The 14,069-nt window shown below is 49.9% G+C and carries 12 protein-coding genes; 6 read left to right on the top strand and 6 right to left on the bottom strand.

Annotated features, from left to right (window positions below):
- Positions 1-124: 124 nt before the first annotated feature.
- On the bottom strand, positions 125-1,177 hold the full coding sequence (locus AC3WQ3_RS09765) for a LacI family DNA-binding transcriptional regulator (protein WP_492472118.1): 1,053 nt from the start codon (positions 1,175-1,177) through the stop codon (positions 125-127).
- A 248-nt stretch (positions 1,178-1,425) separates the two neighbouring features.
- Between AC3WQ3_RS09765 and AC3WQ3_RS09760 the strand changes: the two genes are divergently transcribed.
- Positions 1,426-2,745, top strand: a complete 1,320-nt coding sequence (locus AC3WQ3_RS09760) for a glycoside hydrolase family 125 protein (RefSeq protein ID WP_492472117.1) — start codon at positions 1,426-1,428, stop codon at positions 2,743-2,745.
- Positions 2,746-2,933: 188 nt separating this feature from the next.
- Here AC3WQ3_RS09760 and AC3WQ3_RS09755 read toward each other — a convergent pair whose 3' ends face one another.
- The gene (locus AC3WQ3_RS09755) at positions 2,934-3,989 is read right to left on the bottom strand and encodes a Gfo/Idh/MocA family protein (protein ID WP_492472116.1); all 1,056 of its coding nucleotides are present in this window, start codon (positions 3,987-3,989) and stop codon (positions 2,934-2,936) included.
- Between the two features lie 12 nt (positions 3,990-4,001).
- On the bottom strand, positions 4,002-4,889 hold the full coding sequence (locus AC3WQ3_RS09750; protein WP_154892723.1) for a TIM barrel protein: 888 nt from the start codon (positions 4,887-4,889) through the stop codon (positions 4,002-4,004).
- Positions 4,890-5,018: 129 nt separating this feature from the next.
- Between AC3WQ3_RS09750 and AC3WQ3_RS09745 the strand changes: the two genes are divergently transcribed.
- From AC3WQ3_RS09745 to AC3WQ3_RS09735, 3 genes are all read left to right on the top strand, one after another.
- The gene (locus AC3WQ3_RS09745) at positions 5,019-5,915 is read left to right on the top strand and encodes an AraC family transcriptional regulator (RefSeq protein WP_154892722.1); all 897 of its coding nucleotides are present in this window, start codon (positions 5,019-5,021) and stop codon (positions 5,913-5,915) included.
- Between the two features lie 97 nt (positions 5,916-6,012).
- Complete coding sequence (locus tag AC3WQ3_RS09740; RefSeq protein WP_492472115.1) at positions 6,013-7,281, top strand: phytoene desaturase family protein; 1,269 nt, start codon at positions 6,013-6,015, stop codon at positions 7,279-7,281.
- Positions 7,282-7,297: 16 nt separating this feature from the next.
- A complete protein-coding gene (locus tag AC3WQ3_RS09735; protein ID WP_492472114.1) occupies positions 7,298-8,209 on the top strand; it encodes an RNA polymerase sigma-70 factor in 912 nt (303 codons plus the stop codon).
- Between the two features lie 130 nt (positions 8,210-8,339).
- On the opposite strand, the gene AC3WQ3_RS09730 is transcribed toward AC3WQ3_RS09735, so the two are convergent.
- A complete protein-coding gene (locus AC3WQ3_RS09730) occupies positions 8,340-9,023 on the bottom strand; it encodes a serine/threonine-protein kinase (RefSeq protein ID WP_153977197.1) in 684 nt (227 codons plus the stop codon).
- A gap of 490 nt (positions 9,024-9,513) precedes the next feature.
- On the opposite strand from AC3WQ3_RS09730, the gene AC3WQ3_RS09725 reads away from it, so the two are divergent.
- Positions 9,514-10,431: a PD-(D/E)XK nuclease family protein gene (locus AC3WQ3_RS09725; protein ID WP_336781200.1), complete on the top strand. Its 918-nt coding sequence runs from the start codon at positions 9,514-9,516 to the stop codon at positions 10,429-10,431.
- 164 nt (positions 10,432-10,595) lie between these two features.
- On the opposite strand, the gene ald is transcribed toward AC3WQ3_RS09725, so the two are convergent.
- Complete coding sequence (ald, locus tag AC3WQ3_RS09720) at positions 10,596-11,729, bottom strand: alanine dehydrogenase (protein WP_492472113.1); 1,134 nt, start codon at positions 11,727-11,729, stop codon at positions 10,596-10,598.
- Positions 11,730-11,918: 189 nt separating this feature from the next.
- Here ald and AC3WQ3_RS09715 point away from each other — a divergent pair, with 189 nt between their 5' ends.
- On the top strand, positions 11,919-13,589 hold the full coding sequence (locus tag AC3WQ3_RS09715) for a PucR family transcriptional regulator (RefSeq protein WP_492472112.1): 1,671 nt from the start codon (positions 11,919-11,921) through the stop codon (positions 13,587-13,589).
- Between the two features lie 24 nt (positions 13,590-13,613).
- On the opposite strand, the gene AC3WQ3_RS09710 is transcribed toward AC3WQ3_RS09715, so the two are convergent.
- Positions 13,614-13,895 carry a hypothetical protein gene (locus AC3WQ3_RS09710; protein WP_492472111.1) on the bottom strand — a complete coding sequence of 94 codons (282 nt, stop codon included), beginning with the start codon at positions 13,893-13,895 and terminating at the stop codon, positions 13,614-13,616.
- Positions 13,896-14,069 lie beyond the last annotated feature (174 nt).

The raw sequence follows: 14,069 nt of genomic DNA, 5'->3' as shown, positions 1-14,069 counted from the left end.
AAACATGAACTATTACTCAGCAGGTAAAATTCAATTAAAATGATGAAAGGCCCCGCATGTTAGTGCGGGGCCTTTTTTGCTGTGCATTAGATTGTACTGATGTTAAGGGGGGGCACACATTAAGCTAAGCCGATTCACGCGGAATAAGGGAAGTGGCAAGCATGACGGTTTCTTTCGGTGTCCCAGGACGTTCAATTCGTCTCTGTAAAGCTTCAATGGCCCGCTGCCCTAGTTCTTCCTTGCACAGGTTGACTGTTGTCAAAGGTGGGGAAGACGTTGCGGCAGAGTGGACGTTATCAATGCCAATCACGAGGCAGTCTTGAGGTGTGGAGATTCCGATCTCCTGCAATTTGTTCATCCATTGCAGGGCAATATCATCATTCACCCCAATCCAGGCATCGGGTCGTTCATGCTCCGGCATGTTTTTGATTTCGGCTGCGAGCTGGTCTACCCACTCCCCTTGCTCATAAGGAACATTCCATTCCCGGAATGTGGCAGCTTGACCGTGGCCGGTATGAAAATGATTCAATGCCAGTTCCATGCCGATCTTGCGCTGTGCGAAGCTGGCCGCACGGCCATCGTCCGTGATTAACCCGATTCTGCGGGATTGCAGGGACAGTAGATACTGCACAACGGTGATGCCTGCCTCCAGATTATCATGGCTGATCGTATCACAGTTCAGGAGCGGTTCCTGATGATCCACCAGCACGATGGGACGGCCGGTCTGAGCCAGCCGCTGCAGAACGGCATGAGGAAAGGCGCCCATAACAATGACACCCGCACATCGTTCCCAGTCCAGATGGGGAGCAATGGCCCGTTCCGGTGGCGTATGTTCGTCCCCCGTACCAAGTGAAGGAGATACAATTGCGTGATGCCATCCCCGTTCATTACAGCCTGAGATCATGCCGGACAGCACCCGCTGCCAGTAGTGAGGCTCCCCGCGGTTTAGCTGATTCATGCAGATGAGCGCGAATGGCGGTTCGGATTGGTCTGCAGCAGCGGAGACACCGGTGCTTCCGGGTGTATTTTGGCGATAACCCAGAGCTCTCGCGAGTTCAAGCACACGGGCGCGGGTAGACTCGCTGACTCCTGTCTTGCCACTGAGTGCACGGGAAACGGCATATTTTGATAATCCAAGTTGGTCAGCCAGCGTCTGAATGGATACTTTGCGGGACATGTTCATGACTCCTTCATATGTAAACAAAATATAAATTTAGAAATTGAATTCGTAACAATTATAGCAATTGCGAATTGACGACATTTACCAACTCACAGTACACTACATTTAATAACGTTATTATATATTATGATAACAAAAATAACAATAATCAAATATGCCTAAAAGGATATGCCGGATTTGGAGAGAAACAGATCAGCCATATCCAAACACCACAACCACACTTCATGTCGAAGGAGACTACGCCCATGGAACAGTTCAGATTACCGAAGATTCCCATGCCGCATCTGGAATTGCCGCAGGCAGTGCAAGATATTCTGGCGGAGGCGGACAAGAAGCTGCAGCACAGACCGAGATTGCTCGCGCAGTTCCGCAACTGCTTCCCGAGTACGCTCGAGACGACGACCAAACTGCTTGATGACGGAACAACGTTTGTCATTACAGGTGATATCCCAGCCATGTGGCTGCGTGATTCTGTGGAGCAAGTCATGCATTATGTGCCACTTGCGAAGGACGATGCAGCATTACAACGAATTATCGGCGGTCTGATCAAACGCCATATGTTCTATGCTGACATTGATGTGTATGCCAATGCATTCAACGAAACAGCCAACGGCTGGCACTGGGATGCCAATGATGAAACAGAGATGTCGCCATGGGTATGGGAACGTAAATTCGAACTGGATTCCCTCTGCTTCTCGATGAAGCTGGCCTATGCGTATTGGCGTGAGACGGAATTAACGGATATTTTTGATGAACGCTTCAAAAGGGTGATGGAGAGAGTAGTTCACCTCTGGCAAACGGAGCAGCACCATGCCGAGCAATCGCCATATCGGTTTATGCGCCGCAATTGTCCAGCCCATGATACGATGCGTAATGCGGGAATGGGAATGCCTGTGAACTACACAGGAATGATCTGGTCGGGTTTCCGTCCGAGCGATGATGCCTGTGATTTCCACTATAACATCCCCGCGAATATGTTCGCTGCGGTGACCTTACGCCAGATGGGGGAGATCGCCAAATGGGTATTCCGGGACGAACGATTGGTTAGCGAAATGGCGCGGCTTGAAGAAGAGATTCGCCATGGAATCTCTCTCTACGGCATATACAATCATCCGGTCTATGGACGAATCTATGCCTACGAAACAGACGGATACGGCAATCATTGCCTGATGGATGATGCGGGTACGCCTGGACTAATGTCTATTCCTTATTTGGAATATGCACCCGTGGAGGATACTGTGTACCAGAATACACGCAGGTTTATTCTGAGTAAGGAGAATCCGTTCTATTATGAAGGCCAAGCAGCCAAAGGGATCGGAAGCCCGCACACCCCGCCGGGATACATCTGGCATATGGCACTGTCCATGCAGGGACTGACCGCGGATAATGATGAGGAAATGCTGGAGATGATTGAACTTTTGGAAAAGACAGACGCAGGAACCGGGTTCATGCATGAAGGCTTTCATGCAGATGATCCCGATACATTTACAAGACCCTGGTTTGCCTGGTCCAACAGCCTGTTCTCGCAGCTCGTGTACAAAGCCATGCAAAAAGGAATTTTATAGAGGGGTATCAAAGGTTATACAGTTACACTCAAAAGCTCCGATTGCATTACCATTTTTCGATTGCTGCTATCCCCGGATTTTCTCATCTCCTTTTTCATTCTGTAAAGATGCTGCAAAATACTAACCAAGCCAGCTCAACTCGCTCGGATTTGCGGGTTGGGCTGGCTTGGGTGCTTATGAAGCGCTCTCTACATGTTTTGCATCAGATCAGCGATGAGCACTTTCTGTCCGGTGCGGGCACTCTCGAGGGAAGCGAGCACCATCGCCATGCTAAACTGATTGTCGCTGCAATCCGTTTCGGGCAATCTCCCGGATTCCAGCGCAGCAAACATGTCTTCGAGGCAGCCGTGATGTCCGCTTTTCTCCATGACAGGCAGCTGTCCTTCGATTCGCTCTGAAGGCTGGAAGAAGGAAGGTTTACCGCTTGCATCCTGGTGCTCTGCAGCAACGATATCTGCATAAATGTCATCATGTCCATCCCAGATGGCCGTACCTTTTTCCCCGGTTACACGCCATGATGCTTCCCACGAGGTTGGGGCGCCTTCTGCGCACCAGGACCCGCGGTAATTGAATACGGAGCCGTCGGACATTTCGAAGATACATAGCGCCATCGCATTGCCTGTGTACCAGGAGCCTGGAGGGTTGAATTCGTGACAATAGACCGATACCGGATTGGCTCCAAGAATAAGTCTGGCCTGATCAAACGTATGAATCGCCATGTCCAGCAGCAGCGGACTGTCCATCATATCCCGGAATCCGCCAAAGTGGGGTCCGAGAAAGAAGTCTGCCCCAGCATAACCGACCTTACCAATGGTGCCTCCTTCAATGAGCTCCCGAAAGGCACGGATTCGAGGGTCGAAGCGGCGATTCTGCATCACGGCCTGGATGCGGCCTGTTTTGCGAGCAGTCTGGACGATATCCCCGCACTCCGCGAAGGTTTCTGCCAGCGGCTTTTCGCCGAATACATGGCAGCCCTGCTGCAAGGCTGTCATGGCAATGCCATAATGACTTGCGGGAATCGTGACATCGAATACGATGTTGGCTTCTGTAGCTTGGATGGCCTCAGCGATATCCGTATATGTAGGACAGGAGAGACCATGGCGTGCAGCCAGGGCCATAGCATTTTGTTCTTGCAGATCGACAAGCCCTACGATCTCCGTGTCCGGTCTTTGCATGGCGTAATCGACCCAGGTGTTGGCCATGGCACCGCAGCCGGCGACAAGCACTCGATGTTGCTGACTCACTCGATCATCTCCTTATTCCGGATTGGGCACAAAATCCCCGCCGCGGCATTGTTTCAGATAGCGCAGAGCATGCACCTGCCCTGTCATTTCCAATTCATCTTTGTATACCGGATCATGCCAGCCTTCAATGTCGATCGTTCCCTGGTAACCGTTTTGCCGCAGAATGGTGATAATGTCGGACCAATTGGTATCTCCGAAGCCGGGCGTACGATGCCAGACATATTCATGCGGACCATGAACCCCATATTCCTTGACGATATCCCAGGCAATGGTTGCGTCTTTGCCATGCACGTGGAACACTTTATGCGCCCATTTGCGAAGCTGAGGTATCGGATCGATGAGGCTGGACATCTGATGGCAAGGCTCCCATTCCAGGCCGATGTTTTCTTCCGGAACAGCATTGAACATCATTTCCCAAGCTGTCGGATTATGTGCAATATTCCAGTCGCCCGTTTGCCAGGTTCCACCCATATCACAGTTTTCAAAAGCAATCCGTACTCCCCGGTCCGCCGCCCGGCGTGCCAGTTCCCCAAAGACCTCCTTGAACCGCGGGATGGACTCGTCAATGGGCTGATTCGTTAGTCGTCCCGTGAACCCCGAGACAATGTCTGCGCCGAACAGCTGGGCATGATCAATAACCCGTTCCCAGCTTGCCAGTGTGTCTGCGTTGTCTCCGGCCCCGGTGAGCGGGTTGCCGAAAACACTGAGTGCAGAAATTTTAATATCATGTTCGTCGACCAGCTCGCGTACGCGCTTGGCTGTTTCGGCAAGATCCAGTTCACCCGTGGTTTGCCAGAAGGTCAGATTGAATGACTCGAAACCGTGTTTCATGATCTGAGGGATCACGCGGACAGCATCCGCTCCACCCACGAGGGTACCGATGCGTAATTGATTTTTCATGGTTGTATTTCACTCCAATATTGGCTTATAGTACTTCGTGACACACTCATTATAGCCGCGCATCTGCTGCATGGCTCTATACAATCTTGTGCAATATTAGTCCGATTTTGTGAGGAGGGGGAAGAGGTCGTGCTGGATCTGAAAGCGCTTCACGAAAATACCCGAATTGACCATAAATCACATCCATTTCAGCTGTTTCAGAATCGCTGCTCCGATATGAAAGCGGAGGAGTGTATCATGTATTTGCACTGGCATGAACACTTTGAACTGATTGCCATGCGCAAGGGTCACGCCGTATTTCATATCGACAGCAGACCATACACGGCCGGGCCTGGCGAGGTGCTTGTTATTCCGGGAGGGACGCTTCATGTGGGTTATGCCCTGGAAGAGGGGGATGTGGAGTATGATTCGGTTGTTGTCAATGCGGCGTTATTCCATGATTTCACACATGATCCGCTGCATCTGCAGTACGTGGCTCCTTATCTGGAGGGACGGATTCGCTTTCCGGTGAAGCCGGCGGAGCAGGACAAAATCTGCCTGGACTACTACTCCCTAATCTATGATGCGATTGAGGAGATGGTTAAACAGCCACCTGCCTACCAGCTTGTGGCTAAGTCCAAGCTGCACGCCCTGTTTACCATGCTGGCTCGTACCTTTATGCCCCAGCAGCTGCCGGGAAAAACAACAGGTTCTTATTTCCCGAACCGTGAACGGTTCAAACAACTGATCGAGCAAATTGAAGCCAATGCGGCGGAGAAGATATCCGTGACCGAAGCGGCAAGTCAGGTGGGGCTGAATACATATCACTTTTGCAAAATGTTCAAGAAATTGACGGGCCGCACCTTCGTCGAATACGTGAACGGATGCCGGATGACCGAAGCAGAACACCTGCTGCGAAGCAGCAATCTGACCATTACCGAGATTGCTGCCAGAGTGGGGTGTGACAATGCCAATTATTTTACAAAACTGTATAAACAGTATAAGGGAATGACCCCTTCCGAAGGACGGTTGAACCGGAAAGGATGAAGGGAATGATTTTGGTCACAAAATAACGGCTCTAATCGTCATATGTGTATCCAATAGAAGGGATTGATATGACGTGAGATACAATGCCAATGATTTCATGTGGGACACTGTTATTATTGGAGCAGGTATCGCTGGATTAACTGCTTCTATATATCTGGCCCGGGCCGGACAAAAAGTGCTATTGCTGGAAAAAGGGGAAAATCCGGGAGGCCGTGCTGCTTCTACTGATCTGGCAGATGCCCAAGTTAACTTGGGTGCTCATGCGCTGAATAGAAGCGCACTCCCCATTTTGCGAGACATAGGTGTAATTCCTGATGGAATGGCACCCAAACCGCCGGGTAGCTTGGTTTTTGACGGAGAAAATAGTCTGGGTATGAACGTTTCATTGTTGCGTTTGTTGTTCGGTTCGCGCCTGAATAGTAGAGAAAAATATCAGCTGCTTGGCTTCTATTGGTCTCTGAATAGAGCGGATGTATCTTCTCTGAACAATGTCAGTTTGCAGGAGTATTTGGATAAAATAGTGCCTAGCCTGTGTGCGCAGCGTATTGTGCTTGCGCTTGTTCGGTTAAGCACGTATTGCGATGCCCCTGATCTGATAAGTGCTGGAGCTGTAATTAATCAGCTTAAACAGAGTCGGGTGTTGTATGTAAACGGAGGATGGCAGTCTCTTGTCAATCAATTGACTACGCGGGCTCAGCAAGCTGGCGTATCCGTCCGTAGCGGTGTCCCCGTACTAGAAGTCCATGGCACTAAGCCTCGGATTGAGATTAAACTTAAGGATGAATCCCGTCTTATTTCTCGCAATATCATCTCCACTACTGGGCCAAGGAGTACATTGGCTTTTTTGAATCCTACACTTACTATCACCGAAGAAGCAATCTACAGGCAGCTTGTTCCAGTTTATGCAGCGTGTCTGGATCTGGTTGTGACAGGGATGCCGAATCCCAAAACGACCTTTGTTCTGGGTGCCGACGCCCCTTGGTATTATTCTAATCATTCTGCTACGGCTTCATTATCCATTCACTCCGAACGTAACGTTGTACACGTCATGAAGTATTTACCAGCAACAGGGCATTCCGATCCCAAAAGGGATGAATACGAGCTGACTAGATTTCTGGATTGCATTCAATCAGGCTGGCGAGAGCATGTTGTCCGGAAGCGGCTTCTGCCACGAATGCTGGTTACCCATGCCATTCCGGCCGCTGTAACGGGCGGTCTCCCGGGGAGGCCAGGCCCGAGGGTCAAGGGTCGCCCGGGAATCTATGTTGCTGGTGATTGGGTTGGGAGTGAGGGGATGCTGGTTCATGCTTCGCTGGCCAGTGCACGTGAAGCTGCTCGGATGATATTGGCAGATACAGACATCTAAACAGAGGAGGCACAGGATGGAACTTGATGAAGTATACAGTAGATACAGAGCTCTTCTGTTTTCTATCGCTTATCGTATGCTGGGATCGGTCACCCATGCCGAGGATTTGGTGCAGGACACTTTTGTGACCTTGCAGCAGAAGGCCATACATCAGGATGAAGGACACATTCGCGATCTGAAGGCTTACTTATGCAAAATCGTTACGAACCGCTGTCTTGATTATATGAAGTCAGCCAAGGCACAGAGAGAAGTGTACATCGGTCCCTGGTTGCCGGAGCCCTTGTTGCAAGAATATACGATCATCCCAGCATCAACCCGAGCAGAGGGAATGGATCCATTTCAGACGATTGAGCTGGAAGATACGATCTCTTACGCCTTTCTTGTTATGCTTGAACGGTTGACCCCTGTCGAGCGAGCGGTATTTATTTTGCGAGAGGCATTCGTATTTGAATACGATGTTATCGCAGACTTTCTTGGTAAAACCGAGACGGGATGTCGTAAAATTTTCAGTCGTCTCAAACAAAAAATGGAGAACGAATTCGAAATTGAATGGGTTCCCAATGCGAAAACCGAGCAGTTGACACGGCGTTTTCTTCAGGCTGCGTCGACGGGCGATATGGCTGAGCTTTTCCAGCTTCTCTCAGATGATGTTGCGCTGTATAGTGATGGTGGTGGCAAAATCACGGCAGCTGTGAAGCCGATTGTATCCAGTCAACGCGTCATTGCATTCATTGGAGGTCTTGTAGCCAAGGGAGACAGCCTGGGATCGGTACGGGTGGTTAGAATCAACGGACAACATGGTCTTCTGATACAGGTCCCCAATGAGGCTTCCCCAACGGTAGTCAGCCTAGCTATAAGAAATAACCTCGTTCAAGAAATTTATATGATCCGGAATCCGGATAAGCTGCGGCATATAAGACTCAGATGATAATTTCCTTTACAATGTTGTATATTACAAATAAAACCCGGTTCTCACCCTTCGTGGGGATGACCGGGTTTTATTATGGATACCGAAGAATATGTTCCGTGAAAGTACATTGTTGTGAGAGTAACCTTTTTTATTTCATAAACCTGGCGAATAGACGATTTGCTTTCTTGGATAGGTCGTCCATCTTGAGATTGGCCTGATCCAGCTGATTGTAGCCCCATTTGATCGTTTGCAGCATACGCGGGGAAATGGGCGTGCCTTTGATTCTTGGATAAATGTTGTGATACGCCCAGACGAGATGCTCCCACCGGTTATCATTGCCTTCCTTAATGTACTCCGAGACATCCAGAACCTTCGCGCGTCCGTTCTGAAGAAGTACATTTTTGAGGTGAATATCCCGTGGGTTGAGGCCACGGCTGCGTACAGCTGACCGCGCTTCGTCCACATCTGTCATCACCTGTTCGGGAACCGGAATTCCTTTTTCCAGACACTCCAGCAGTGTATCTCCGGGTTCATAACTGATGACCAGAATATTTCGACCACAGCCGTAATAGGTGGGGAAGTAGGGTAATCCACGCAGCTGTTCATAGACCCGCTTCTCGTTCTCCAGTTTCTCCAGGGCGTGATCCGAATACACTTTGAATGCATATTGGGGCAAGCCATCGTACGTAAAAACAGCCGCATCCGTACCTGTTCCGATGCAATGGATTCCTTCTGCATGGCCGATGATATTCACCAGCTCATTTCGGTCGCTGCCAATGACCTGGATCTGTTGCAAAGCCATTTCCGCCTGGAACCAATCCGGTCGATTCATGGGTGGTGCCTCCTTTTAGGATATGCCTGTACATGATTTTCCATATAAGATGAATCGATTAGGTTACACAAGTCTACTCCGCGTTCAGAACAATCTTCCAATCGCTGTTATCCCCAGATTTCTTCTATCCCTTTCAATAAGGGGAAATCCGGTGATAAATGCGAAGTTTATGCTTTCGATGCAGCTTTCTTTCAGAAAGCTTTTAGCTCCGCTTTTCCAGATTTATTCTGCCCTCTTCGTAATCGTGTGAATTTTTTGATGCATCTTATATAACTGCAACATCCTGTCCTCTATTTAGTATATTATGCGTTTTGCTTCGCCATTTCATCTTTTGGTGATGATACTATATAAACGTTACGCTCCGAATCGGAAACGGTTGCGTTCAGTACAAAATACACAGGACAGCTTGCGGCATTTTCATCCCATCCTATATACTGTGAGCATCAAGGGATCTCATACAGATCCGGTATACAGAAAGGCAGAACAGCTTATGGCACAATACCCGCAGTGGTCGTATTCGCAGTCGCGGGCAAGCATGTTCGATGAGTGCCTGCGCAAATATTATTATCATTATTACGGAGCCCATAACGGCTGGAAGGCAGAATCGGCTGATGAGATGCAGGTCCGTCTGTACCGATTGAAACAGCTCAGCAATCTATACCTCGTTTTTGGTGACCTCGCACACCGGATGTGTGAGTCAGCAGTCCGCAGCAGGGAGGAAGGCAAAGACAAGCCGCGTGAATCTTTTCTGGAACAAACGATGCGCAAGCTGCTTAATCAGGCCTATGTGGAATCAATGGATCAGGATCAGTGGCGTCTGGACCCGAAGAATCGGGTGATGCTATCCGAGATCTACTACGGAGATGACACGCTGAATGACCGAATTGCAACGATTAAGGAGCGAGCTTCGGCGTGTGTAAGCCATATGTATCAGACTCTTACTTGGGAAGATCTGTCCCGGGCGAGTACGGATATTTTGGAGATTGAGAAATGGGACACCATGATTCTGCATGATACGCGAGTATACGTGAAGATGGACTTGTTGTATCGCCGCAGCAACGGCAACATTGTAATTGTGGACTGGAAGACGGGCAAGGAGGATGATTTTACGGACCAGCTCATGCTGTACGCCGCGTATGTCAGGGACCATTACCGGGTGCCGCTGGAGCAGATTGAGCTGCGAGTGGAGTACCTGTTGACCGGGACACATCGCGAGTTTACGCCGACCGAAGAGGAACTGCAGAAGGTCGAAGACAATGTGGGGAGATACATTGAGGAGATGCGTTCCTGCGTGGCAGATGAGTATCATAATCGTCCCAAAGACATGTCGTACTTTACTCCGATGCCTTCACGTCGTGCGTGCAGGGATTGTAACTTTCGCGAGGTGTGCAGTGAGCGGGCCGTTTGAACGTTGGAATATCTCAGAAGCCGGAACTTATAACCCTAGTAGAACTTATTTCATGCAAAATAAACCGAGAAGCGCCAGTCCGGACTACCTATGCCCGGGCTGGCGCTTCTGTTCGTTCCACAGGCGAGAAAGGCAAGGCGCCCGGTGGAACGATCATATACAGATTACTGGACAGCGGCGGGGTGCTCCAGCGCCTGTCCTGCAGGGACATAGGCATGCCCGAGATCCCGGGCCACCGCCTCATACGTGATATGTCCATTCAGCACGTTGACCGCGCTGCGAATGGATGCACTGCCGCGAATCGCGGAGGCTGCACCATGGTTGGCCAGCTGCAGCGCATAAGGCATGGTGGCGTTAGTCAGCGCCACCGTGGATGTGCGCGGCACCGCGCCAGGCATGTTCGCTACCGCGTAATGCACGACACCATGCTTCACGTAAGTCGGTTCATCGTGGGTCGTAATATGATCAATGGTCTCTACAATTCCACCCTGATCAATAGCGACATCCACAATGACCGAACCGGGTGCCATGGTCTTGACCATCTGTTCGCTGACGAGTTTCGGCGCCTTGGCGCCGGGAATCAGCACCGCGCAGATCAGCAGATCCGCTTCAGCGACCGCAGCCGCGATGTTGGATGCACTGGATACCAGCGTATGGATCTGGTTGCCGAATATGTCATCCAGCTGGCGCAGGCGATTCAGATTCAGGTCGAGGATGGTCACGTCCGCTCCGAGACCAATCGCAATTTTGGCCGCATTGGTACCGACCGTACCACCGCCGATGATGGCCACCTTGCCGCGGCTGACACCAGGCACGCCGGATAACAGAATGCCTTTGCCACCTTCGGTTTTCTCCAGCAGCTGTGCCCCGATCTGTGCCGACATCCGTCCTGCCACTTCACTCATTGGGGTCAGCAAGGGAAGGGTACCATTTACCTCCAGAGTCTCATATGCAATGGCAGTTACCCTGCTCTGAACAAGAGCCTTCGCCAGTTCCGGTTCTGCCGCCAGGTGCAGATAGGTGAAGAGAATCAGCCCTGGACGAAAATAGCTATATTCACTCGCCAGAGGTTCTTTGACCTTGATAATCATGTCAGCTTCCGACCAAACGGATTGGGCTTGAGTCTGAATGACTGCTCCGGCAGCCTCATACTCGCTGTCTGTGAATCCGCTGCCCAATCCTGCACCCTGTTCAATCATGACTTGATGCCCTGCTCTGACAAAATCAGCCGTTCCTGCAGGGGTTATGGCTACACGGTTTTCATTGTTTTTGATTTCTTTTGGGATACCGATTCTCATGCCCATGCACCTCGTCCATTTAATGGTTGTCAACTTATACTACAAGTTTATGACCTGAGTAACTGTTTTGCACCTTACTTAATGTCTATGTTTCAAGGAAATCAATCAACATTATGTCGAAAAGGGCTGTTCAGGACATTTGTCCATGAATTATAATGTAAGAAAAAATAACATTACGAGGGATCGATATTGAGAAATGATCGTGTGTTTACGATAAAGGATCTGTTGGCACGCCCTGTCTTTGCCAGAGCGCGTCTGGTTGCAGGAAGCGGGGGAACATCCCGTAAGGTTGGATGGGTTCATGTATTGGAGATTACCAATGTCTCTCCGTATGTCAGCCCCCATGATCTTATATTATCCACAGGGCTGTGGCTTCAATCGGAAGAGGGGCGTGAAGAATATTTGCTCCAGCTGATTCATAGTGACGCGGCAGGATTGTGTGTGGAGTTTGGCACCAGCATTCATGGCATTCCCGAACAATTAATTGAACTGGCGGATCAACATCAGTTTCCGCTGATTGTATTCGAACAGCCAGTAAGGTTCGTGGAGATTACGCAGGATATTCATGCTCTGCTCATTAATCATCAGCATCAGCTGCTGAAGAGTCTGGAGGCATACTCCCGTCAGCTTCAGCAGCGGACACTGCAGAGCACCGACATGTCTGCCGTACTCCATCTGCTTCATGAATACGCGGCCAAACCGGTTGTCTATATTTCGTCCATGGAGCCAGGCAGCTTTGTCCCGGGTCTTCCCCCGGAGATGGAGCAGGCCATCTATACCTGGTATGAACAGGAAGTAGAGCATTTGGATCTGAACGATTCGGATACCGAACTATGGTTTCGCATCGATGAGCAGCACATGCTGCTGTGTCATCCGGTGGTCTGCTTTGGTCAGGTGTTCTCAGCTGTAGGCATGGTGGTGCATCCCTCTGCACCAGTGGAATATCTCAAATTGCTGCTTGATTACACGGCGAAGGCGGCAGCCGCACTGACGCTTCGTTCCCAGTTTCTCGAAGAGAAGATGGTACGCAATCAGAATGAATTAATTCAGGACTTGATGAATGGTCATATCCATCAGGAAGAACAGGCACAGACCCGGATGGGGCTCCGATTGCTGGTAAAGGGACAGTACTGGTTTGCAGGAGGAGTGATTGAGATTGAGCATCAGCTGAGGGGGACCGGACGTGAACGGATGGAGGCGAATCATCAGGATATTCTTGTTTTGTTAAGATCCTTGTTGAAGAAGAACAATCTGCAGAGCTTGATCATGCTGAAAAATAACCAGGTCTACCTGTGCTGTGCCAAGGAAGAGAGTGCTGCATCCACCTCCCATAAGCTGGTTGGGTCCCTCGAAAGCATTATTGGGGATGTAAAACGCTTTGCGAGCCGTAACCTGAAGCAGGTTGCGATATATGCCGGGTTTGGCAAAATTCGCAACCGCTTGACCGGTATGCCGGACAGTCTTCAAGAAGCGTATCAGGTTATCGAGGTGTCACGTTCAGTAAGTCGGATGGAACATATTTACTTTTACGAACGTATGGGTATATATCAAATGTTGAAGGCGCTGCCTCAATCCTTCCTTCAGCCCTTCGTGGAAGATCATCTCGGTGTGCTGATCGAATACGACCGTGCACATCATCTCCAGCTTGTGGAGACGCTTGAAGCCTACTTGCGGAATTTTGGTTCCAAGCGTGACGCTGCTGCCCAATTATTTATACATCGACAGACGTTGTACAACAGATTGGAGAAGTTGGAAGAGCTGATGGGACCTGGTTATATGGACCAGGGGAGAAGAATATGCCTGGAGATGGCGCTGCTTGCTTACGCGATGATGGAGGATAAACAGACGTATCAATCTTGATAGTGGGAAGCCTCGGAGTGTGGTTTAGCAGTTTTTGTCGATTCGGCGGGATGGACGTAGCTGCGGCAGTATCGAACGACCGGACATGGAACGCCTGCCGCGAAAGAGTTTGGGTTGACCTGTTGAGGGAGCGAGTGATAATGAGGTGGGGGGTGCCAATCGGTACGGAGATGACGTTTGATCATTGCGGCCCTGAGCCTCAGCCTCATGGGTTAGAAATCCGTGTTCCTTCAACCAATCAGCCAGCTTTTCATGTTGGATTCCGAGTTGTCCGCTCAGATTACAGATGTCGAGTTTTTTTCTCACACAAATCCGCCTTTCCTGGAATCATTATGGTTTTGGAAGGGAAGCAAGAAGTTTGAGATGGGTAGGTGCTTATGTACTTCAGCATCAGGTACAGACAAATGTGACTAGATGGTTTGCTTGATTGGCGGAACAGTTAAATAAGTTTGTGCAAAGGTAAGAGATTATAGAAAATGA

Source organism: Paenibacillus sp. FW104-T2, from assembly GCF_058789975.1.
This window is presented reverse-complemented; position numbering and strand designations above follow the sequence as displayed.

What these genes read in the sequence shown, in the direction of transcription:
- AC3WQ3_RS09765 (WP_492472118.1), bottom strand. Translation starts at nt 1,177, where the DNA reads ATGTCCCGCAAAGTATCCATTCAGACGCTGGCTGACCAACTTGGATTA.
- AC3WQ3_RS09760 (WP_492472117.1), top strand. Translation starts at nt 1,426, where the DNA reads ATGGAACAGTTCAGATTACCGAAGATTCCCATGCCGCATCTGGAATTG.
- AC3WQ3_RS09750 (WP_154892723.1), bottom strand. Translation starts at nt 4,889, where the DNA reads ATGAAAAATCAATTACGCATCGGTACCCTCGTGGGTGGAGCGGATGCT.
- AC3WQ3_RS09740 (WP_492472115.1), top strand. Translation starts at nt 6,013, where the DNA reads ATGTGGGACACTGTTATTATTGGAGCAGGTATCGCTGGATTAACTGCT.
- AC3WQ3_RS09735 (WP_492472114.1), top strand. Translation starts at nt 7,298, where the DNA reads ATGGAACTTGATGAAGTATACAGTAGATACAGAGCTCTTCTGTTTTCT.
- AC3WQ3_RS09730 (WP_153977197.1), bottom strand. Translation starts at nt 9,023, where the DNA reads ATGAATCGACCGGATTGGTTCCAGGCGGAAATGGCTTTGCAACAGATC.
- AC3WQ3_RS09725 (WP_336781200.1), top strand. Translation starts at nt 9,514, where the DNA reads ATGGCACAATACCCGCAGTGGTCGTATTCGCAGTCGCGGGCAAGCATG.
- ald (WP_492472113.1), bottom strand. Translation starts at nt 11,729, where the DNA reads ATGAGAATCGGTATCCCAAAAGAAATCAAAAACAATGAAAACCGTGTA.